20 protein-coding genes are annotated in these 19987 nt (G+C 65.4%); 16 read left to right on the top strand and 4 right to left on the bottom strand.

Features of this window, described 5'->3' with window-relative positions; all coding sequences use genetic code 11:
• Positions 1–26 precede the first annotated feature (26 nt).
• From H0O22_RS01990 to cbbX, 12 genes are all read left to right on the top strand, one after another.
• Positions 27–368: a ribulose bisphosphate carboxylase small subunit gene (locus H0O22_RS01990; protein WP_010316537.1), complete on the top strand. Its 342-nt coding sequence runs from the start codon at positions 27–29 to the stop codon at positions 366–368.
• 174 nt (positions 369–542) lie between these two features.
• Positions 543–2903 (top strand): CsoS2 family carboxysome shell protein, encoded by a 2361-nt coding sequence (locus H0O22_RS01985; RefSeq protein WP_185187398.1) that lies wholly within the window; start codon positions 543–545, stop codon positions 2901–2903.
• 13 nt (positions 2904–2916) lie between these two features.
• Positions 2917–4668 carry a carboxysome shell carbonic anhydrase gene (locus H0O22_RS01980; RefSeq protein WP_255439409.1) on the top strand — a complete coding sequence of 584 codons (1752 nt, stop codon included), beginning with the start codon at positions 2917–2919 and terminating at the stop codon, positions 4666–4668.
• 1 nt (position 4669) lies between these two features.
• Complete coding sequence (locus H0O22_RS01975; protein ID WP_185187397.1) at positions 4670–4960, top strand: carboxysome peptide A; 291 nt, start codon at positions 4670–4672, stop codon at positions 4958–4960.
• Positions 4960–5211: a carboxysome peptide B gene (locus tag H0O22_RS01970; RefSeq protein ID WP_185187396.1), complete on the top strand. Its 252-nt coding sequence runs from the start codon at positions 4960–4962 to the stop codon at positions 5209–5211. The genes H0O22_RS01975 and H0O22_RS01970 overlap by 1 nt, the downstream gene beginning before the upstream one ends.
• 82 nt (positions 5212–5293) lie before the next feature.
• Positions 5294–5950: a BMC domain-containing protein gene (locus H0O22_RS13380; RefSeq protein WP_304623028.1), complete on the top strand. Its 657-nt coding sequence runs from the start codon at positions 5294–5296 to the stop codon at positions 5948–5950.
• A 5-nt stretch (positions 5951–5955) separates the two neighbouring features.
• On the top strand, positions 5956–6459 hold the full coding sequence (locus H0O22_RS01955; RefSeq protein WP_185187393.1) for a ferritin-like domain-containing protein: 504 nt from the start codon (positions 5956–5958) through the stop codon (positions 6457–6459).
• Positions 6460–6552: 93 nt separating this feature from the next.
• Positions 6553–8412, top strand: a complete 1860-nt coding sequence (locus tag H0O22_RS01950) for an NAD(P)H-quinone oxidoreductase subunit F (protein ID WP_185187392.1) — start codon at positions 6553–6555, stop codon at positions 8410–8412.
• A 3-nt stretch (positions 8413–8415) separates the two neighbouring features.
• Positions 8416–9924: an NADH-quinone oxidoreductase subunit M gene (locus H0O22_RS01945; protein WP_185187391.1), complete on the top strand. Its 1509-nt coding sequence runs from the start codon at positions 8416–8418 to the stop codon at positions 9922–9924.
• Position 9925: 1 nt separating this feature from the next.
• Positions 9926–11068, top strand: a complete 1143-nt coding sequence (locus H0O22_RS01940; protein ID WP_185187390.1) for a CO2 hydration protein — start codon at positions 9926–9928, stop codon at positions 11066–11068.
• A 9-nt stretch (positions 11069–11077) separates the two neighbouring features.
• Positions 11078–11332, top strand: coding sequence for a 4a-hydroxytetrahydrobiopterin dehydratase (locus tag H0O22_RS01935; protein ID WP_185187389.1), 255 nt, complete (start codon positions 11078–11080; stop codon positions 11330–11332).
• Entirely contained in the window at positions 11319–12251 is a 933-nt protein-coding gene (gene cbbX / locus H0O22_RS01930; RefSeq protein ID WP_185187388.1) for a CbbX protein, read from the top strand. Before H0O22_RS01935 ends, cbbX begins: the two co-directional genes overlap by 14 nt.
• 3 nt (positions 12252–12254) lie before the next feature.
• Here cbbX and dnaA read toward each other — a convergent pair whose 3' ends face one another.
• Positions 12255–13661: a chromosomal replication initiator protein DnaA gene (gene dnaA / locus H0O22_RS01925; protein ID WP_185187387.1), complete on the bottom strand. Its 1407-nt coding sequence runs from the start codon at positions 13659–13661 to the stop codon at positions 12255–12257.
• A gap of 54 nt (positions 13662–13715) precedes the next feature.
• Here dnaA and H0O22_RS01920 point away from each other — a divergent pair, with 54 nt between their 5' ends.
• Genes H0O22_RS01920 through H0O22_RS01910 form a run of 3 tightly spaced genes read left to right on the top strand, consistent with a single transcriptional unit; the run spans position 13716 to position 16253 of the window.
• Positions 13716–14900: a trypsin-like peptidase domain-containing protein gene (locus tag H0O22_RS01920; RefSeq protein ID WP_370521500.1), complete on the top strand. Its 1185-nt coding sequence runs from the start codon at positions 13716–13718 to the stop codon at positions 14898–14900.
• A 7-nt stretch (positions 14901–14907) separates the two neighbouring features.
• Positions 14908–15570, top strand: coding sequence for a TIGR04282 family arsenosugar biosynthesis glycosyltransferase (locus H0O22_RS01915; RefSeq protein WP_185187386.1), 663 nt, complete (start codon positions 14908–14910; stop codon positions 15568–15570).
• Positions 15567–16253 (top strand): TIGR04283 family arsenosugar biosynthesis glycosyltransferase, encoded by a 687-nt coding sequence (locus tag H0O22_RS01910; protein WP_185187385.1) that lies wholly within the window; start codon positions 15567–15569, stop codon positions 16251–16253. The genes H0O22_RS01915 and H0O22_RS01910 overlap by 4 nt, the downstream gene beginning before the upstream one ends.
• On the opposite strand, the gene H0O22_RS01905 is transcribed toward H0O22_RS01910, so the two are convergent.
• Positions 16250–16744, bottom strand: coding sequence for a GNAT family N-acetyltransferase (locus H0O22_RS01905; RefSeq protein ID WP_370521499.1), 495 nt, complete (start codon positions 16742–16744; stop codon positions 16250–16252). The two genes, H0O22_RS01910 and H0O22_RS01905, sit on opposite strands and share 4 nt — an antisense overlap.
• Before the next feature lie 79 nt (positions 16745–16823).
• Here H0O22_RS01905 and H0O22_RS01900 point away from each other — a divergent pair, with 79 nt between their 5' ends.
• The gene (locus tag H0O22_RS01900; RefSeq protein WP_370521460.1) at positions 16824–17552 is read left to right on the top strand and encodes an alpha/beta fold hydrolase; all 729 of its coding nucleotides are present in this window, start codon (positions 16824–16826) and stop codon (positions 17550–17552) included.
• Here the strand turns inward: H0O22_RS01900 and H0O22_RS01895 are convergent.
• Complete coding sequence (locus H0O22_RS01895; protein ID WP_185187384.1) at positions 17549–19348, bottom strand: ABC transporter ATP-binding protein; 1800 nt, start codon at positions 19346–19348, stop codon at positions 17549–17551. The genes H0O22_RS01900 and H0O22_RS01895 overlap by 4 nt on opposite strands.
• Positions 19348–19983 (bottom strand): ATP phosphoribosyltransferase, encoded by a 636-nt coding sequence (gene hisG, locus H0O22_RS01890; RefSeq protein ID WP_185187383.1) that lies wholly within the window; start codon positions 19981–19983, stop codon positions 19348–19350. Before hisG ends, H0O22_RS01895 begins: the two co-directional genes overlap by 1 nt.
• Positions 19984–19987 lie beyond the last annotated feature (4 nt).

Below are 19987 nucleotides of genomic sequence, written 5' to 3'. Positions count from 1 at the left end.
TCATTCCATCCATCTCAAGGAACCCCATGCCTTTCAAGAGCACCGTGGGTGACTACCAAACAGTCGCCACCCTGGAGACCTTCGGCTTCCTCCCGCCGATGACCCAGGACGAGATCTACGACCAGATCGCGTACATCATTGCCCAGGGTTGGAGCCCGCTCGTTGAGCACGTCCACCCCAGCCGCTCCATGGCCACCTATTGGTCCTACTGGAAGCTGCCCTTCTTCGGTGAGAAGGACCTGAGCGTCATCGTGAACGAGCTCGAAGCTTGCCACCGCGCTTACCCCGACCACCACGTGCGTCTCGTGGGCTACGACGCCTACACCCAAAGCCAAGGCGCTTGCTTCGTGGTGTTCGAAGGCCGCTGATAAAGCGCCTTCATCAAGTTGTGGTCTCGGGTGATCTCGAGACCACTCCTTCTTTTACGCATTAACCATCTGATTGCGGGTTTCCGCCTTCAGATTCCAAGCATTGTCGCGCTGGGTTGATTGAGATCAACCAGCCCGTTAATGCCATCCAGTCATTCCATACACCGGGCGGACATGGCCACTAAATCGAGTCGCGAAGCAGCCCTGGAGCGCCGCAAGGCCCTCACCGACGGCGGTAAGAAAGCCTCCGGCCGTTACGGCAGCGGTGGTGGTCGCGTTCGCAGCGCTTCCGATGCCCGTCCGACCCGGACCAACGCCGCTCCCAGCAGCGCCCCCCGTCCGGCTGCCGCTGAAGCAGTTGACCCTGCTGCGGCACCGACCCGTCAGCTGTCCGCCCCCATCAGCGCCCATCGGTCCAACGCCGGCAAGCGGGTTTCGAACCCCAGCCGCGACCTGGTGCTCTCCCGCCGTGAGGCCATGACTCGCGGTGGCAAGCGCGCGGACACCTCCAAAGACCGCACCCGCACCGACGTCGCGAAGGAAGCCCCGAAGGCAGCTGCGGCGCCCGCTGCTGAGCACAAGTGCAAGTGCCAAGACAAGACCAGCGATACCCAACAATCCCGTTCGGCGTCCCTGTCGCTCTCCAGCGAGCGGGCTGCCTCTAGCTCCAGCCGTGCCGGCAGTGAGCGTCGCGCCGCTGCCCGCAAGGGGACCGCTCAGCACAACGCCAGCCGCGCCCTGGTACTGGCTCGCCGTGAGGCCCTGAGCAAGCGCGGTAAGTCCGCCAGCAACTCCACCAAGACCGGTGCCGCGGCTGTCGCCCGCCAGATCAACCCTGATCTGAGTGCCCGCGAGCTGGCCCAGAAAGTCCGTGAGCTGAAAAGCAAGACCGGTGCTGCCGGCAGTGCCCGCAACAGCGGCACCCGCCCCAGCGGCCCCAACCGCCACGGCGCCAAGCAAGCCGCCGCCGATGCCGCCTGGAAGGTGGGCGTCAGCGAAACCCTCTCCGGTCAAACGGTCACCGGCACCCAAGCCAACCGTTCGGTGAAAACCACCGGCAACGAAGCAGCCACCTGCCGTTCGATCACCGGTACCGAATATCTCGGCGCCGAGGTGTTCCAGACCTTCTGCGGTGGCCAACCCGCCAGCAGCAACCAGCCCTCAAAGGTGCGCGTCAGCGCCACCAGCCACGGCAACCGCGTCACCGGTAACGAAGTCGGCCGCGGTGAAAAGGTCACCGGCGATGAGCCCGGAACCTGCAAGACCGTGACCGGTACCGAGTACATCTCGGCCAACCAGTCCAGCTCCTATTGCGGTGGCGTGAATCCGTCCGTCCGCAAGGTGGGGCGCAGCCAGACCCAAGGCGGCCAGGCCGTCAGCGGCGTCATGGTGGGTCGCAGCGAGCGCGTCACCGGAGATGAAGCCGGTTCAGGCCGCAACCTGACGGGCGACCAGTACCTGGGTTCTGATGCCAGCGTCGGTGGCCGTGCGGCCACCAAGGTCAGCAGCCAGAACACCCTTCGGGGCACCGATGTCACCGGCACCGCCGTGGGCCGCAGCAAGCAAGTCACCGGCGATGAACCCGGTAGCTGCCGCAACGTCACTGGTGATGAGTACATCGGCAGCGAGCAGTTCGACGGCTTCTGCGGCACGCGTCCCGCACCGGAAGCCGCGAAGGTGGGCTTCAGCATCACCAACCGCAATCAAGTGGTCAGCGGCAGCCGCACCGGCCGCTCTGAAAAAGTCACCGGTGATGAGCCCGGCAGCTGCAAGGTGGTGACCGGCACCCCCTACGCCGGCCTCGAGCAGGCAGGCGACTTCTGCAACACCTCCGCCGTTCGCGCTGTCCGTGAGCGCACCCCCGTCCGCAACTCCAACCGCATGACCGGCATTCAGCCCGGCATCGGTGGTGTGATGACCGGCGCCGAGCGCGGCGCCTGCGAATCCATCAGCGGCACCCCCTACGTCGGTGCGGACCAACAGGCCAACGCCTGCGGCACTGCTCCCAGCCGCGATGCCGACTTTCCCCAGCCCCTGAACGGTGCGGCTTGGCAAGAGTTCAGCGTCCAATCCCCGGCGCGTGCTGCTCAGGAAGAGCGCGAAAGCACCGGTCGCGTCACCGGCAGCACCTACGAGCAAGGCGGACGGATCACTGGTCCTTTCGATATGGCCAGCGGCAAGATCACCGGCACTGAACAGTTCCGCTTCGACCGTCGCTCCAGCCAGCGCCTGGCCCAAGCCCAGGAGCCCGTGGCCATCGCCGCCGATGAGGCCCAAGCCTCCCGCGTCACCGGGGAAGGCTCCGGCACCAAGATCACCGGCGATGACTGGGATCGTGGAGACCGCGTCACCGGCACCGAGGGCCGTTCGGCCCGCCGCCGGAACCCCACCCGCGTGGGTCCGATGAGTGCCATGCCCGGCGTTCAGCCGAAGCGCAACGACGAAGTTCCCGCTCCCAACAACAAGGTGACCGGCTCCAGCGGCAGCACCGATCAGGGCTCTCTGATCACCGTCTCCGGCGGCGCCCGGGGCTGAGGAGCACTTCGAGATGCCTCAGCGTTCCGCCAATAACGAGCGGCCGCTAGCACCAACGGCCCCCAGCCGCCGCCAACGCGGCACTGGGGACCCGGTCTCGGTCAACCCAGCGGACTCTCCCGCTGAGCTCAACCCCAGCAGTGCCTTCAGCAAGGTTCTGCGTCAGCGTGAATTGGCGAACGCCTCCCGCACCCCCAGCGGCGCGACACGCCCCAGCGGCCCCAGGGCAAAGAAACCCTCCAGCGCGGTGGTCAGCACCAAGCTGGGGAACGCTCGCCGCGTTCGTCCTGTCGCGACCCAGGTCGTTCTGGACCGCAGCTCCAGTGCAGTCCTCTCGGCCAGCTCGATGCGTTCCGGTGGACTCCATCCACTGAGCAACGGCCAAGCCAACGCCGCCCTACGGGCTTACGAGGAGCAGACCCTTGGCTCCTTTGACCGGATCGTGCCGGTCCTGAAGCGCCTCTCGGCCCTTCAGCACGAGAACAATTTTGTTGAGCAGGCCCAGCGCCTGGCCCTCGCTGAGCTGGGCCATGAGCTGCCCCAGCCGATCCTCGAGACCGCCTGGACCGCGCAACTGGACATGCGCACCCTCTTTGCCTGGTGCGTCTTTGAGGCCTACGAGCAAGCCAGCCTCTCCTTCTTCAACGACGATCCCCTGGCGGCCCAGTCCGGCAGCAGCGACGCCGAATCCTTCAACGCCTTCCTGCTGGAGTGCGGCTTCCATCTCTTGGATGTCACCCCCTGCGCAGACGGTCGCCTGGCCCATGCGATCGCCTATGCGCTCAGGCTGCCGTTCAGCTCGGTGCGCCGCCGCTCCCATGCCGGTGCGATGTTCGACGTCGAGAACACCGTCGACCGCTGGGTCAAGACCGAGCACAGGCGTTACCGCGAAGGGCTTCCGAACCCTGCCCACGCCGACACCCGTTACCTGAAAACGGTCGTCTACCACTTCAGCTCGAAGGACCCCTGCCATGAGGGCTGCGCCGCCCATGGCAGCGATGACACCGCCGCCGCCGCCCAGGGGCTGCAACGTCTGCAGGACTTCCAGCAAGCGGTCGAGAACAGCTTCTGCTGCGGCGCCTCCGTCGATCTGTTGCTGATCGGCATGGACACGGACACCGACGCGATTCGGGTCCACGTTCCCGGTGCCGAGGGCAGCACCAACCTGGAGCGCTGGCTCGATGCCCGCGACGTCTATGAGGCGACCCGCGGCATGCGCGCGGACCAGGCCCGGGATGAGATCGAGAAGCAGGTCAGCTCGGCTGCAGCCGGGGCCCCCGATCAGGGCATGGTCAAGCTGATCAGCCGACTGATCGAGAACAACCTTTCTCAAATCGATTACGTCCGCCAGTACCACGGCGGCAGCTACAGCGATTTCGGCCACGCCGAGCGTTTCATCGGTGTGGGCATCGGCTTCAAGGAGATCCACCTGCGCAACCTGACCTACTTCGCCTACATGGACACCGTGGAAGAAGGCGCTCCCGATCTCGACGTCGGGGTCAAGATCTTCAAGGGCCTCAACGTCTCCCGCGGTCTACCGATTCCGGTGGTGCTGCGCTTCGACTACCACGGTGCCGTTCCCGGTGCCCGCGAACGTGCAATCCAGCACTGCGAGCGGGTGAAGGCCGCCATCGAGGCCCGTTACAGCGAACTCTGTGAGCAAGGTCTTTTGCACACCCTTCTCACCGTGAGGGATCGCGATCGGCACATTCCGGCCGAGACCGTAAGTTCCTCAATCACGTTCAACACAGGAGGGGGGCACTGACATGTTGATCTGCAAAGTGGTGAAGCCACTGGTTTCCACCAACCGCATCGCGGACTTCCAGCACAAACACCTCCAGGTCGTGCTCGATGGCAGCACCCAGAAGGTGGCTGTCGATGCCGTCGGTGCCATCCCCGGCGATTGGGTGATTTGCGTCGGTAGCTCCGCGGCCCGCGAAGCGGCCGGCAGCAAGTCCTATCCGAGCGATCTGACGATCGTCGGAATCATCGACCACTGGGATCCAGACGCCGGCAAAGAGATGGCGGCGGGCAAACCCCAAGGGGCAGCCAAGTAATGGAGATCATGCAGGTGATGGGATCGATGGTCTGCACCCAACGGGTGGAGGGCTTCGCCCACCAAAACCTGCGGATCTTGCGCAACTCCAAGGGCAAGTTGAACGTCGCCACCGATCCGGTGGGTGCCTCCCCCGGCAATTGGGTGTTCACCGCCAGTGGCTCCGCTGCCCGCCACGCCACCGGCAACGCCAACTTGTTCACCGATCTCACGATCGGCGGCATCATCGACCACTGGTCGCCCGACGGCTAAGGAGCCCTGCGTTCCTCCCAGCCAGCCTGGGTCCATTCCGTTTCCACCAGCGACCATCCACCGGGCTTAGCCCATCACCGTCATGGCCACACCACGATCCCGAGCCACCAGCACGTCAGCGAGCGCAAAAACCAGCGCGAAGCCTTCTGCCGCCAAAGCAGCTGCCGCTAAGCCTGCGGCCGGGACCACTCCGGTGACCGCGATCCCCGCGGCGGCCGCCAAGGCCAGCACCCCCGCTCCGGCGGCAGCCTCTGCCCCCGTGACGGTGACCGCCAAGACGGTCGCTTCGACCCCCGCGAAAACCGCGGCCAGCTCCGCCGCCAAGGCGGCTCCGGCCGCCCGCCGCAGCACCCGCGCTGCGGCCTCTCGCTCCTCTGCCTCCGGCTCGGGCTCCGGCGGCAACCGCTCTACCCCCTCCACTCGCACCTCCCCCATGGCTTCTTCCGTTCAAGGCATTGCTCTCGGCATGATCGAGACCCGCGGTCTGGTGCCCGCGATCGAAGCAGCTGATGCCATGACCAAGGCGGCTGAAGTGACCCTGATCGGTCGCGAGTTCGTCGGTGGTGGCTACGTCACCGTGCTGGTGCGTGGCGAAACCGGTGCTGTGAACGCCGCCGTTCGCGCTGGCGCCGACGCCTGCGAGCGCGTGGGTGACGGCCTCGTGGCAGCCCACATCATTGCCCGCCCCCACGCCGAAGTGGAGCCCGCCCTGTCCAGCACCAACAACCGCCGGGCCTGATGACCATGGACGCCGTCCATCCGCGCGTCCTGGGTTTTCTGGGGCGAGCCCTCAGCCTTGAGCTGACCGCTGTTCAGCAGTACATGACCCAGGCCTCCCTCGCGGGGCTCTGGGGTGATGAGGCATCCGCCGAACGGTTCCGCGAGGAAACCGTGGAGGAGATGCAACACGCTGAGCGGATCGTCCAGCAGATGCTCTCCCTTGGCGTGGCACCGGCAGCCTCCCAACTGCAGCCGGTCACCCACGCCACCGATCTGGTGGGACTGCTCGAGCAGAACGCCGATCTGGAGCAGCAACTCGTCAGCCACTACGACGAAGCCGTGCGTTTTTGTCGTCTGCTGAACGACCAAAACAACGCGGCCTTCTTCCAGTCCCTGCTGGACGACGAGCAGCACCATATGCAGGACCTGGAGGCCTGGCTCAAGGAGCTCGGCGGTCGCCGTCCACGTGGGTATGGCCGTTACGGCAACCGCCGCCGCGGAACCCTGCAGGACCGCGCCAGCTTCTGAGTCGCTTGGATGCTTCTGGTTTCGTCAATCGGCATCAGAAGCGCCTAAATTCCGCCACCGAAGCCGCATTCGGCGGCCCAATTCTTTAACCGTTTGAGCGCCGCTCTACCCCTCCCCCTGCAACTGATCTGGCTGATCCCGATCTACGGGTTCAGTGGGATGCTCCTGTCGTTGCCCTGGGCGACGGGGTGGATCAAGCGCAATGGCCCCCGTCCGGCGGCCTACCTCAATCTGTTGATCACGTTGCTCGCCGTTGTGCACGGCAGCCTGGTGATCCGCTCGGTCTACGAGATCGGACCGCAGCATGTCGATCTGGCCTGGTTCCAGGCCGCTGACTTGAATCTCCGCATTGGCTTCGATCTCTCGCTGACGAATCTGGCTGCGCTGGAGTTCGTCACGACGATGAGCCTGATCTGCCAGGTCTATGCCCTGGGCTACCTCGACAAAGAGTGGTCCCTGGCCCGCTTCTACGCCCTGATCGGTTTCTTCGAAGGGGCCATGAGCGGTGTGGTGCTCAGCAGCAACCTCTTCATGAGCTATTTCCTGCTGGAGATGCTCACGCTTTCGACCTATCTGCTGGTGGGGTTCTGGTATGCCCAGCCCTTGGTCGTGACCGCCGCCCGCGACGCTTTCCTGACCAAGCGCGTTGGCGATGTTCTGCTGTTGATGGGGGTGGTTGCACTCTCGGCCTTTGCCGGCTCGATGGAGTTCAACGACCTCTACGACTGGGCCGGCAACCTCAAGGGAACGGGGGCCCTCGGACCACTCGGCATCAGCCTGTTGGGCCTCGGCCTGATTGCAGGCCCGATGGGCAAGTGCGCCCAGTTCCCGATGCACCTTTGGCTCGACGAAGCCATGGAGGGCCCGAACCCGGCTTCGATCCTGAGGAATTCCGTCGTGGTGACCTGCGGGGCGATCGTGCTGATGAAGCTGATGCCGATCGTTCGGCTCTCGCCGGTCGCCACTGATGTCTTGCTGGCGGTCGGAGCCATCAGTGCGATCGGTGGAGCCCTGGTCTCCTTGGCCCAGGTGGACCTCAAACGCGCCTTCAGTTACTCGACGACCTCCTATCTGGGTCTCGTTTTCATCGCGATCGCCCTCCAACTGCCTGGCATTGCCCTGCTCTTGCTCTTCGCCCATGGCCTGGCCCGGGCGCTGCAGTTCATGGGGGTGGGCAGCATCATCGCCACCACCAACTGTCAGGACCTGACGGAGCTCGGCGGCATTGGCACCCGCATGCCCGCGACCTCCTTGGCCTTCATCATCGGCAGCGCCGGCGTCGTCGGTCTGCTGCCCCTCGGCTCCTTCTGGTGCTACGGCCTCATGGTCAACAGCCTCCAGGACAGCGCGCCGGGCTTTGCGGTGGTTTTCTTACTCACCAACCTGCTGACGGCCACGAACTCCACCCGGGTCTACCGCTCCTTGTTCCTTGGGAAGCCTCTGCCGAAGACCAAGCGTGCGCCTGAGGTCAATTGGTTGATGGCCCTGCCCATGGTCAGCCTGAGCGTGATCGTGCTGCTGCTGCCCGCGATGATGCAGCGCATCGATCCCGTACCAGGAATCGCCTCCTTCAGCCTTCCGGTGGCCGGTGCGGTCTCAGTTTCCGGCCTGATCGGTGTGGTGATCGGAGCCCTGATCCCCCTCGATCAGTTCTGGTCACGCTCCACAACGCCGTGGATCCGAACCCTGCAGGATCTGCTGGCCTACGACTTCTACACGCCGGAGATTTACAAGCGCACGGTCGTCAGCCTCGTGGCCAACCTGGCGCAATTCACCCTCTGGTTTGATCTCAACGTGATCAAGGCCATGGCCGATGGTGTCGGCAACCTCTCGATGGCCACCGCCAACGGACTGAAGCTCAGCGTCAGCGGTAAGACCCAGAGCTACGTGCTGACGGTGTTGCTGGCGATTGTCTTGCTGCTCGGTGTGCTCCAGCTCGGACGGGGAGGTTGATCGATGTTGCTGAGTTCTCTGCTTCTGATCCCCTTCCTGGGGACCGCCATCCTGCTGCTCTGGCCGGGGGAGCAACCCCTGGGACGGCTGCGCCTGATCACGATCGCCATCCTTGTGGTCCAGCTGCTGGCCAGCCTGGTGATCACCGTCCAGTTCGATCCCGGCATTGCCGGGATGCAGCTGCAGGAATTCCACAGCTGGCTGCCGGGCATCGGTCTGGATTATTCCCTCGGGATCGACGGCCTTTCCCTGCCGTTGGTGCTGATCAATGCCGCCCTGACTTTGGTTTCGGCGGTCATCACCCGCGATATCGATCGAAGGCCGCGGATCTACTTCGCGATGCTGCTGCTGATCAGCGGTGCCGTAAATGGTGCCTTCATCGCCGACAACCTGCTGCTCTTCTTCCTCTTCTATGAGCTCGAGCTGATCCCGCTCTGGCTCCTTATCTCAGTTTGGGGGGGCGCCAACAAGGCCTATGCCGCCACGAAGTTCCTGATCTTTACGGCCATCTCCGGGATGTTGATCCTGGGGGCCTTCCTGGGCTTGGCCCTGCTCACCGGCAGTGTCGACTTCAGCATCACCCCGGTCCTCTCGGATCGCCTGGCCATGGGCGGTCAAATCGTTCTGCTGGTGGCGATCCTGCTGGGCTTTGGCATCAAGATCCCCCTGGTGCCGCTGCACAACTGGCTGCCGGATGCACACACCCAGGCCGCCACCCCGGTCTCGGTCCTGCTGGCGGGTGTGCTGCTGAAACTCGGCACCTATGGCCTGCTGCGGTTTGGTCTGCAGCTCTTCCCGGAAGCCTGGGCTGAACTGGCCCCGGGCCTAGCCATTTGGGCGGCCATCTCCGTGCTCTATGGCTCCCTGGCGGCCATCGCCCAGACCGACATGAAGCGAATGGTGGCCTTCAGCTCGGTCGGCCACATGGGTTACGTGCTCTTGGCTGCCGCGGCCAACACGCCGATCAGCCTGCTTGGGGCCGTCTTCCAGATGGTGGCCCACGGTCTGATTTCGGCCCTGCTCTTCCTGCTGGTGGGCATCGTCTACCGCAAGACCGGCACCCGCGATCTCAAGGTGCTCCATGGCTTGCTGAGCCCCGAGAAGGGTCTCCCCCTGACCGGAACCCTGATGATCCTGGCGGTCATGGCCAGCGCCGGCCTGCCCGGCATGGCGGGCTTCATCTCCGAATTCCTGGTCTTCCGCGGCAGCATCGCGGCCTTCCCCGTCGCCACCCTGCTCTCGATGGTTGGCTCGGGTCTGACGGCGGTCTACTTCCTGCTGCTGGTGAACCGCGCCTTCTTCGGCCGCCTCTCCATTACCCCGGACAGCGACGATCCGATCAAGGACGCCCGCTTGGACGTGCAACTCGCTCCGGTGGCTCCGAGGGAGACCTATCCGGCCATCGCCCTGGCGGCAGCGATTGTTGCGCTTGGGCTCTTACCGTTTGGCCTCAGTTACCTGAGCGAGACCTCGATCACCGCCTTGGCCCTGCAATCGATGGGAGTGAGCTGAGATGCCTGTTATTCCTGCCGAGCTGGTTCACAGCAACCCCGGCCTCGACACCGAGCAGATCATCGCCAAGCTGCTTGGCGGTGAAACCCTCCTCAGCGATACCCCCGATCATCTGATCGAGGTCGTCGATGTGCTCGAGAGCTATGGCGAAGTCCTGGACGCCTACAGCAAGAACCTGATCTACCAAGGGGAACATCAGTTCCTCAATCCATTCCCGATCTTCAAGTACCTCGACGGGGACCTCAGCCCCGCCAAGATCTGGCGCCATCTCAACCACGACCGAATCAACTTCGAGTACGCCGAGTACTGCATGAAAGGCATGCTCTGGCATGCCACCGGCGGGATGGATGCCTACTTCGACAGTGAGGCCTTCGCCGAGAACTGCAACGCGATCATCGCCGCCAAGCGCCGGCGCGACCCGCTGCTGGCAATCCTGCATCCGCTCTTCCCGGATTTCCTGAGCGAACTGATCCGCAACGCCGCCACGACCCATGCCCTGGGTCAGTTCTGGCGGGTGATGAGCGATCTGTTCATCGATCTGGCCAAGGCTGAGCGCTCTGGCTCCGTGCGCTCGATCCCGGATGTGGTCGACTTCATCAAACAGGGACTGGTGGCGGCCGCCGCCAACCCGATCGAATACGGCGTGATGATCGGCGGGCAACGGTTCTGGATCCTGCCGCCCGAGGCCAAGCTCACCTTCTTGGTGGATGTGGCCGTCCCCTACGTCGAAGCGGTCTTCCTGCGGGGCATGCCCTTCCTGGGCACCGTCAGCTACAACGCCCAGGCCCAGCAGATCTCACCGGACCAGGCGACCTTCACCTACGGCGCCCTCTACGCCGATCCCCTACCCACGATGGGTGCCGGCGTTCCGCCCAGCCTGCTGATGCAGGACATGTACCGCCATCTGCCCAAGCGTCTACACGAGTGGTATTGGGAACGCACCCGCGGCGAGGGGGATGTGCGCGAAAAGATTTGCCGCAGCTTCCAGAAGTCGATGTTCTGCGTGACCAACGCGGCCATCAGCGGCACGATGCCCCACGCCCTGGACACGACTAACCCGGAGGAACAGGAGGCCAACCGGGCCTATGCCGCCTCCTGGGCAGGTCGCCTGGTGATCGGCAGGACCGACTGCCTCGCGGCGTAGGGTCAAGCCATGGATCAACGTTGGAACCCACGGCCCAAGCCCGATCGCGTCGAATGGCTGGAATGCCGGATTGAATTCGAGGATTACGCAGGCAATCGGGCTTTTCTGGATCGCCTCAACGACTTCTGTGAACAGGAAGGGCGTTACCCCGACCTCAGTTTTGGTCGTACATACGTGAACATCACCCTGAGGCCTGAAGAGGAGGGGGCCAATATCGGCGAGGCTGACCACGCGTTTGCCGCTGCCATCGATGGTCTCATCTGAGCAGCCCGACAGCACGCCGGTTGATCTCCAGGCCGCCTACGAAGGCGCCGAGGTTCAGGACGTTCTTGATCAACTCGACCGGGAGCTGATCGGCCTCAAACCCGTGAAAACGCGGATCCGTGAAATCGCGGCTCTGCTGGTCGTCGATCGCGCCCGCAAGCAGGTGGGGCTCTCCACGACGGCCCCCAGCCTGCACATGTCCTTCACGGGTCGGCCGGGCACGGGCAAGACGACCGTGGCCGAGCGAATGTCGCAGATTCTGCACAAGCTCGGCTATGTGCGCAAAGGCCATGTGGTCACCGCCACCCGGGATGATCTGGTGGGGCAATACATCGGCCACACCGCACCGAAAACGCGGGAGATGCTCAAAAAGGCGATGGGCGGGGTGCTGTTCATCGACGAGGCCTACTACCTCTATCGTCCTGAAAACGAGCGGGACTACGGCGCGGAGGCGATCGAGATCCTGCTCCAGGTGATGGAGAACAACCGCGATGACCTCGTCGTCATCTTTGCGGGCTACAAGGAGCGTATGGATGTCTTCTACCAAAGCAATCCAGGTCTCTCCTCCCGGGTCGCCAATCACATTGATTTCCCGGACTACAGCGCGAGTGAGCTGCTCGCGATTGCCCGGTTGATCCTGGCGGAGGAGAACTACCGCTTCAGCGAGGAGGCCCTGGCAGCCTTCGCGGATTACATCGATCGGCGCATGCAACTGCCGTTCTTTGCGAATGCCCGCTCGATCCGCAATGCGATCGATCGCGCACGGATGCGCCAGGCCAATCGTCTGTTCAAGGTGATGAACAGCAGTCAGCTCACCAAGCTGGATCTGATGACTCTCGAAGCGGATGACATCACCGCCAGCCGCGTCTTCTCCGGTGAAGTCGAAGGCCTCGACCCCAGTGAGCCGATCACCGATTAACGCCTAGCGGGTGCGGCGGCGGGAGTCGATCTGAAGGAGATCGCGCACCTGCTGAACCTGGCGACCCAGCTGGGGATCGGCCGCGAGCTTCTTCTCGGTTTGCTCGACGGCGTACATCACCGTGGAGTGATCCTTGCCGCCAAAGGCATCGCCAATGCGGGGTAGGGAGAGGTTGGTGCCCTGGCGCATCAGATACATGCCCACCTGGCGGGCTTGGCTGACGGCCCGTTTGCGGCTGGCGCTCTTCATCTCATCGACGCCGACACCAAAGACCTCGGCCACCTTGCTGAGCACTTGATCCGGAGTGACCTCCACCTCAACGCCCGCGGGATCGAGCATCGGCGCGACCGATTCCACCGTCATCGGCAGGCCGGTGATCGAGGCAAAGGCCACGGCCCGAGTCAAAGCACCCTCGAGTTCACGGATGTTGGAGGTGAAGCGACCCGCCAGGTAGTGGATCAAGTCCCGGGGCAAGCTGACCCGCTCGTGCTCGACCTTTTTGTGCAGGATCGCCATCCGCGTTTCCAGATCCGGGGTCTGGATGTCGGCGATCAGGCCCATCGAGAAGCGTGAGATCAAGCGCTCCTGCAGCCGGGGGATTTGGCTGGGGGGGCGATCGCTGGCGATGACGATCTGGCGCCCGGCTTCATGCAGGGCGTTGAAGGTGTGGAAGAACTCCTCTTGGGTGTACTCCTTGCCTTCGATGAATTGGATGTCGTCCACCAGGATCAGATCAGCAGCCCGGTAGCGGTCCCGGAATTTCTGCATGCCGTCCTTGCGGATGGCTTGGATCAAATCGTTGGTGAAGGTCTCGGTGCTGACGTAGGCGACCCGGGCGTCAGGGTCAATCTCGAGGCGGTAGTGGCCGATGGCCTGCATCAGGTGGGTCTTGCCCAGACCCACGCCACCGCAGATGAAGAGGGGATTGAATTCCCGGCCGGGGGATTCCGCAACGGCGAGGGCCGCCGCGTGGGCCATGCGGCTGTTCGGCCCCACCACAAACCGGTTGAAGACGTAGCGGGGATTCAGGCCCGGGGCCAGCTTGCGCGGGGCTTCCCCCGTAGCGGTGCGTTGCTGGGGGGCGGGACTGCCGGGGGCCGCGTCCACGCCGGCGGTGGTGGGGGGCTGACCGTTCAGGGTGATGCCCTGAGCCGATTCGCCACCGGCTTCCACGCTGACCGCGATCGAGCGACCGGCGATCTCGCTAGCCACCGCCGCGATGGTGCTCAGGTAGTTCTTGCGCAGCCAGCCGCAGGCAAAGGTGTTGGGGGCGAGCAGCTGCAGTTCGTTGCCCTGGAGCGCGACACAGGTCGCTGGACGAATCCAGGTCTCAAAGGTGGGCTTGGAGAGGTTCCCTTGGAGTGCTTCTTGAACCTGACGCCACAGCGTTTCTCCCTGCTGCACCGTCACGTCGTCCCCTGGGGCTCATGAATATAGGGGTGGTCTGAAGGGGGAGTGTCTCCGATGATGCGCCTGAACACCTGCCCCACGCCCGCGCGCAGCATGACCCGTTTGATGCATGGCGTTCGCCCCCAGCTCGCCTTGGGTTGCCTGCTGCTCGGCCTGGGATTGAGCGGCTGCAACGGCACCGGGCTGCGCCTGCCCGGCTGGGGTAGTGGCAAGGGCAGCGATCCCGCCCAGGTCAGTGATGCCCCAGCTGCTGCTCCGCTACCTGGGGGCAAAAGCTTTGTGGTAAACGCCGTCGACAAGGTGGGACCGGCGGTCGTGCGCATCGACACGGTGCGGCGGGTGGTCAACCCGATGGGCGGCCTCTTTGGCAGCGGACCCTCGGTGCAGCAACAGCAGGGGCAAGGCTCGGGCTTCATCACCCGCTCCGACGGGGTGATCCTGACCAACGCCCACGTCGTGGAGGGCACCAATGAAGTCGGCGTGACCCTGCCCGATGGGCGCAACTTCAAAGGCAAGGTGCTGGGCTCCGACCCGATCACCGATGTCGCCGTGGTGAAGGTGGCAGCCGCCAACCTGCCGGTGGCCCCCCTGGGCAACTCCAAGAGTGTGCGTCCCGGCGAATGGGCGATTGCGATTGGCAACCCCCTCGGCCTCGACAACACGGTCACCCTGGGAATCATCAGTGCGGTGCAGCGCACCAATGCCCTCGGCGAAGGGCAGCGGGTCCCCTACATCCAGACCGATGCGGCCGTGAACCCCGGAAACAGCGGCGGCCCCTTGATCAATGACCGGGGCCAGGTCATCGGGATCAATACGGCCATCCGCCAGGCCCCAGGGGCGGGCCTGAGCTTTGCGATCCCGATCAACCTTGGCCGCCAGATTGCCGCCCAAATCCTGGATCGCGGCCAAGCCTCCCATCCCTATATCGGTGTGCGCCTGCAGGCCCTCACCCCGCAGTTGGCCAGGGAGGTGAATGCGACCGATGCCGAATGCCGCCTGCCGGAAACCAAGGGGGTCGTCGTCGTGGAGGTCATCCCAGGCAGCCCGGCCGCCAAGGGAGGCATGCGCGCCTGTGACCTGATCGAAGAGGTGGGGGGCAAGCCCGTGAAGAACCCCTCCGAAGTGCAGGTCGCCGTGGACCAGGGCCGGGTCGGCCAGAACCTGGCGATCGTGATCCAGCGGAAGGAGCGGACCCTGACCCTGCAGATCAAACCCGCCGAACTCCCGCGCGGAAAGTAGGCGCGGCATGGCCACTGCCCCGTTGACGCTGGTGGTGATGGCCCGCTGGCCAGCCCCCGGCCGCTGCAAAAGCCGACTGGCACGCCAAACCGGTCGCTGGAGCGCGGCCCAGGTGCAACGCCGGCTCACCCAGCACAGCCTGCAGGTGGGCGGCAGCTGGAGCCAACGGCACGGGCACAGCCTGGAGGTCGCCGTTGATGGACTGGGGCCCCGCGGCCTGCGCCGCTGGCAGCAGGAGCTGCGACCGCTTGCACCGGGCGCGCGCTTGAGCGCGCAGGGGGGCGGCAGTTTGGGCTGCCGGATGCAACGGCAACTGCAGCGGGCTTTTCAGGGGGGGGCTGAACGGGTACTCGTCATCGGCACGGACCTGCCGGGCCTGGAAACCCAGGACCTGGAGGCCGCCGCCGAGGCCCTGCTCAGCGCACCCCTGGTGATCGGCCCCGCCTGCGATGGGGGCTACTGGTTGATGGGCCTGAACCGCGCCGGCTTCCAGCGGGCCGGCGCCCACCTGATGAGTGGCATCCCCTGGGGAACCAGCCAGGTGCTGCAGAGCAGCTTGGCGGCGGCGGCGCAACGCGCCTTGCCGGTTCAGCTGCTGCGGGAGCAGAACGATCTCGACGAAGGCCAGGACCTCGAGAACTGGTGGCGCTGCCAGTTGCCACCGCCATGAGCCGCCCCCCCCTGGCGGTGGTCATCCCGGCGCGGCTGGAGGCCGAGCGGTTGCCGCTCTTGCTGGCGGACCTGCAGCAAGCACCAGCCGGGCTCGTGCGCGAGACGATCGTGGTGGATTCCAGCCCTGAGCCCGACACAGCGGCGGTCGCCCAACGGGCTGGGGCTCAGGTCTTACGCAGCGGTGCCAACCGGGGACGGCAACTGCAGGTCGGCATTGCGGCGGCAACGGCTCCCTGGCTGTTGCTGTTGCACGCCGACTCGAGGCTCCCCACGGGTTGGGGGACGCGGGTGGAGCGGGCCATGGCCGATGAACCGGCCGCCTGGTACTTCGACTTCCAGGTCGCCGCGGCCGGCCTCAACCTGCGGCTGCTGGAGTGGGCCGTCCACTGGCGCTGCCAGCTCAGGGCCCTGCCCTACGGCGATCAGGGGCTGCTGCTCCCGCGCGCGCTCCTCGAGCAGGCCGGCGGCATGCGCCCCCTCGCGCTCATGGAGGACTTGGATCTAATCCAACGGCTGCAACCGCTGGCGCCGATCCGCCGTCTCGGCCTACCGCTCGCGGTTCATGGCCGCCGCTGGAGACGGGATGGCGTACTCAAAACCGCGCAACGCAACGCCGCTCTGCGGAGGGCCTGGCGTCAGGGGGCCACGGAAGACGAGCTCGCCCAGCGCTACTACCGCTAGGGGGCGTACCAAAAGGCGCAGCGGCGGTTCTGGGGTTCCAGCTCCCAACCCTGGGCGCCATAGAACTCGATCACGCCTGGATCCGCGAAGAGACTGATGCGCTCCACCTGCATCTGCTGCAGCCGCTCAATCACGTACTGCATCAGCTGTTTGCCCAGGCCCAGCCCTTGGTAATGGGGATGGACGGCAACGTCCCAGACGGTGGCCTCGATCACACCATCGCCAGTACAGCGGGCAAAGCCCACCAGGCGCGGCAGGCGCGCGTCATGGCGCCAGAGGGCCACCACCAGGAGGCTGTTCTCGAGGGCCTTGCGCACCCGCCGCAGGGGACGGCGGCTCCAGCCCACCGCATCGGTGAGCTGCTCGAGGTCGTAGAGGTCGATCTCCCGCTCCTGGCTCAAGACCAAGGCGGCATTGGGATTGGGCGTCACGCAGACGCGATGGTCCCGGCCGTAGAGCTCCTCGAGTTCGGTGGCGGTGGAACCAATCAGAACGGAGCCTGCTCCAGTGCTGGGGTGATCCTGACCCACCAGGTCACCCCCTTGATGCAGGCTGGGTCCGTTTCTTGCATTGGGATCCCTGAACGCGGCACCTCTGCTGGTTGGCGTGCACGGCTGGCTGCTCTCCGGGCGGCTCTGGGAGCCCCTGACCCAAGCCCTGGAGCCACGCTGGGACTTCTGGACCCCGGATCTGCCGGGCTTTGGTCAACGCCCACGCCCGAAGGAACTGCGCACCAACCTGGTCAGCTACGGCCGCTGGCTGGCCGAGGCGGCGCGGGAGCGGGCCGAGGGGCGGCCGATCGTGCTGATCGGCCATTCCCTGGGGGGAAGCCTGGTGCTGCATGCCGCCCCCCAGCTGGGGGAGCAGTTGCGGGGCATCGTTCAGATCGCCTCAGGCGGCGGGGTCTATCAACCGCGGCCGTTTCGGATGGTGCGCAACGGCGGCGCCACTTTTTTGCGTTGGCGCCCGACCTGGCTGGCGCAACTGCCGGGCACCGAGGCGATTCGCAGCCCGCTGGTGGCGGAACTGCGCGCCGCCCGGGGGCTCCTGGCCTGCAGCATGCAGCGCGGAGCCGTCCGCCAACTGCCGGCGCTCGCCAGCCAACTGACGGTGCCCAGCCTCTGGGTGGTGGGCAGCAAGGACACGGTGATGGAGCCGCGCTACGTCCGCCATCTCGCCGGCTACGCCAGCGATGCTGAAGTCCACGAGTTGACCGGGGAAGGGCACCTGCCGATGCGCAGCGCGCCGGGTCCCTTGGCCGAGGTCCTTGAGAACTGGCTGGAGCGAACGCTCGCCTAGAGCTTGGCCAGGCCGCGCTCCTGCAGTTCGGCCAACTGGGCGTAGAGACCGCCGGCCGCGCGCAGCTCGGTGTGGGTGCCCTCTTGGATCAGGCGACCACGCTGGAGCACCAGGATCCGGTGGGCCGCCTCCACGGTGGCCAAGCGGTGGGCGATGACGATGGCGGTGCGCTGGCGCAGCAGCTTGTCGAGGTCCCGCTGCAGGGTTGCCTCGGTGGAGGGATCGAGGAAGGCCGTCGCCTCATCCATGACCAGGACCGAGGGGTTGCGGATCGCCACCCGGGCGACCGAGAGCAGCTGACGCTCACCGGAGGAGAGGTTGCTGCCCCTCTCCCGCAGCTCGGTGGCCAGGCCGGAGGGCAGTCGATCCAGCAGGGGCTCCAATCCCAGCTCGAAGCAGAGGCGCTCCAGCTCGGCATCGCTGACGGAACCATCGAGGCGGAGGTTGTCCGCGACATTGCCACTGAAGAGGAAGGTGTCCTGAAGCACGACCCCCAAGCGTTGGCGCAGGGTCGGGATCGGCAACTCGCGGATGTCTACGCCATCCAGCAGGATCCGGCCCTGCTGCGGCTCATAGAGGCGGCAGAGCAAGCGGATGATCGTGGTCTTGCCAGACCCGGTCGGCCCCACCAGGGCGACGTGCTCACCGGGGGCGAACCGGAAGGAGAGGTCCGTGAGTATAGGGTCGTCCGGCCGGTAGGCGAAGGAGACGTTCTCAAAGACGACCTCACCGGCGCTGCTCATCTCGCTGCCCGTGCGGATCGCGGCGGCCGAGCGCTGGTTGAGGGGCAGCTCCTGAATCTCGATGGGCTCCTCGAGCAATTCACCGATCCGCTCAACGGCGGTGAGGCCCCCCTGGATCTGGGTGAAGCGCTCCGCCAGTTGGCGCAGGGGGTCAAAGAGGCGCTGGGAATAAAGAATGAAGGTGGTCAGGGTGCCGAGGCCCATGGCGCCGGCGGTCACCATCCAGCCCCCCAGGGCCAGCACGAGGGAGATCGCCCCGAGGGACACCCACTCGATCAGGGCGGAGATCGAGGAGTCGTAAAAGATCGTGCCGTTGACGGCACTGCGGTAGGCATCCGCGGTGCGGGAGAAGCGGGCGGAGTTGTGGGACTCGCGCCGGAACATCTGAACGACCTCCAAGCCCTGGAGGTTCTCCTGGAGATCCGCGTTCAGCTGGGAGAGCTCCTCGCGGACGCGGTAGTTGGCCTTGCGGTAGCGCTTCTGCAACCAGAGCATCGTCAAGGTGACGGGCAGTTGCACCGCCAACAGCAGCACCCCCAGGCGCGGTTCGATCGCGATCATCGTTCCGGCGATCACCAACAGGGTGACCAGGTCCGCCAGCAGTCCGACGGCACCACTGCCGAAGACCTCAGCAAGAGCATCGACGTCACTGGTCAGTCGGGTCAGCAACTTGCCGACCGGCGTCCGGTCATGGAAGCGAAGGGAGAGATCCATCGCATGGGCGAACAGATCGTTGCGAATCCGCGCGGTCAGCCGTTGGCCAACGGCCTGGACGTTGAAGCTCTGCAGTCCCTGCAGACCGAGTCGAATCAAGACCGCCACCAACAGCAGCAGCACCAGGGTGCGCAGCTGGCCCGAAAGGGATAGGGGCTCGAGCCAGGCCAGCACGGGCTCCTGGCGCAAAGCTGAAATGGCCTGGCCCACCAGCAGGGGTTGCACCGCCGCGGCACCGGCCACGGGGATCAGCAGCACCAGGGTCAGCAGCAGCCGTTTGCGATCACGCCCCAGGTAGGGCAGCAGACGCACCAGCCGCTGACGGTCGCGCTTGGCCATCAGGCGCCTGCGCTGGCGATCTGATCGACGATCGATTGGATCTCGCCGGAATCCAGTCGCAGGGACAGGGGGTGACCCACCAGGCGGGCGGTGGAGTGGAAGAGGTCTTCGATGGCGATCAGGCCGTTCTCCTCGAGGGTGCGGCCGGTGGCCACCAGGTCGACGATGGCTTCGCTCATGCCCGTGATCGGCCCGAGTTCGACAGAACCGGCCAGGTGGATCAGCTCAACGGGCAGATCCAGAGCGTCGAAATACTCCTCAGCGCAGCGGGTGAACTTGCTGGCAATCCGGCAGTGAGCAGGCAGATCACTGGCCCGGCGGTAGGGGCTGGAGGCCTTCACGGCCACGCTCATCCGGCAACCGCCAAAACCGAGGTCCACCAACTGCGCTACCGGCAGCTGGTGTTCCTTCAAGACGTCGTAACCGACCACCCCAAGCTGGGCCTGGCCGTAGGCCACATAGACCGGCACATCCGCGTTGCGCACAAGCAGAGCCCGGGCCCGGCCGCAAACGCTGGGCACCATCAGCTGACGATTGCCAGGCTCCAGCACCGCCGCGAAATCCAGGCCAGCGGCCGCGAAGCGGCGAACCGAGTCCTTGAGCAGGGCTCCCTTGGCCAGCGCGACGGTGATCATGGTT

Origin of the sequence: Synechococcus sp. LTW-R (assembly GCF_014217875.1) — a bacterium.
Classification (GTDB): Bacteria; Cyanobacteriota; Cyanobacteriia; order PCC-6307; family Cyanobiaceae; genus Vulcanococcus.
The sequence above is the reverse complement of the archived record's forward strand: the minus strand, read 5'-3'. Positions and strand labels throughout refer to the sequence as shown.

Excerpts from the sequence above, each read along its gene's own strand:
- H0O22_RS01990 (WP_010316537.1), top strand. The coding sequence starts at position 27 with ATGCCTTTCAAGAGCACCGTGGGTGACTACCAAACAGTCGCCACCCTG.
- H0O22_RS01985 (WP_185187398.1), top strand. The coding sequence starts at position 543 with ATGGCCACTAAATCGAGTCGCGAAGCAGCCCTGGAGCGCCGCAAGGCC.
- H0O22_RS01980 (WP_255439409.1), top strand. The coding sequence starts at position 2,917 with ATGCCTCAGCGTTCCGCCAATAACGAGCGGCCGCTAGCACCAACGGCC.
- H0O22_RS01975 (WP_185187397.1), top strand. The coding sequence starts at position 4,670 with ATGTTGATCTGCAAAGTGGTGAAGCCACTGGTTTCCACCAACCGCATC.
- H0O22_RS01970 (WP_185187396.1), top strand. The coding sequence starts at position 4,960 with ATGGAGATCATGCAGGTGATGGGATCGATGGTCTGCACCCAACGGGTG.
- H0O22_RS13380 (WP_304623028.1), top strand. The coding sequence starts at position 5,294 with ATGGCCACACCACGATCCCGAGCCACCAGCACGTCAGCGAGCGCAAAA.
- H0O22_RS01955 (WP_185187393.1), top strand. The coding sequence starts at position 5,956 with ATGGACGCCGTCCATCCGCGCGTCCTGGGTTTTCTGGGGCGAGCCCTC.
- H0O22_RS01945 (WP_185187391.1), top strand. The coding sequence starts at position 8,416 with ATGTTGCTGAGTTCTCTGCTTCTGATCCCCTTCCTGGGGACCGCCATC.
- H0O22_RS01940 (WP_185187390.1), top strand. The coding sequence starts at position 9,926 with ATGCCTGTTATTCCTGCCGAGCTGGTTCACAGCAACCCCGGCCTCGAC.
- H0O22_RS01935 (WP_185187389.1), top strand. The coding sequence starts at position 11,078 with ATGGATCAACGTTGGAACCCACGGCCCAAGCCCGATCGCGTCGAATGG.
- cbbX (WP_185187388.1), top strand. The coding sequence starts at position 11,319 with ATGGTCTCATCTGAGCAGCCCGACAGCACGCCGGTTGATCTCCAGGCC.
- H0O22_RS01920 (WP_370521500.1), top strand. The coding sequence starts at position 13,716 with ATGATGCGCCTGAACACCTGCCCCACGCCCGCGCGCAGCATGACCCGT.
- H0O22_RS01915 (WP_185187386.1), top strand. The coding sequence starts at position 14,908 with ATGGCCACTGCCCCGTTGACGCTGGTGGTGATGGCCCGCTGGCCAGCC.
- H0O22_RS01910 (WP_185187385.1), top strand. The coding sequence starts at position 15,567 with ATGAGCCGCCCCCCCCTGGCGGTGGTCATCCCGGCGCGGCTGGAGGCC.
- H0O22_RS01895 (WP_185187384.1), bottom strand. The coding sequence starts at position 19,348 with ATGGCCAAGCGCGACCGTCAGCGGCTGGTGCGTCTGCTGCCCTACCTG.
- hisG (WP_185187383.1), bottom strand. The coding sequence starts at position 19,983 with ATGATCACCGTCGCGCTGGCCAAGGGAGCCCTGCTCAAGGACTCGGTT.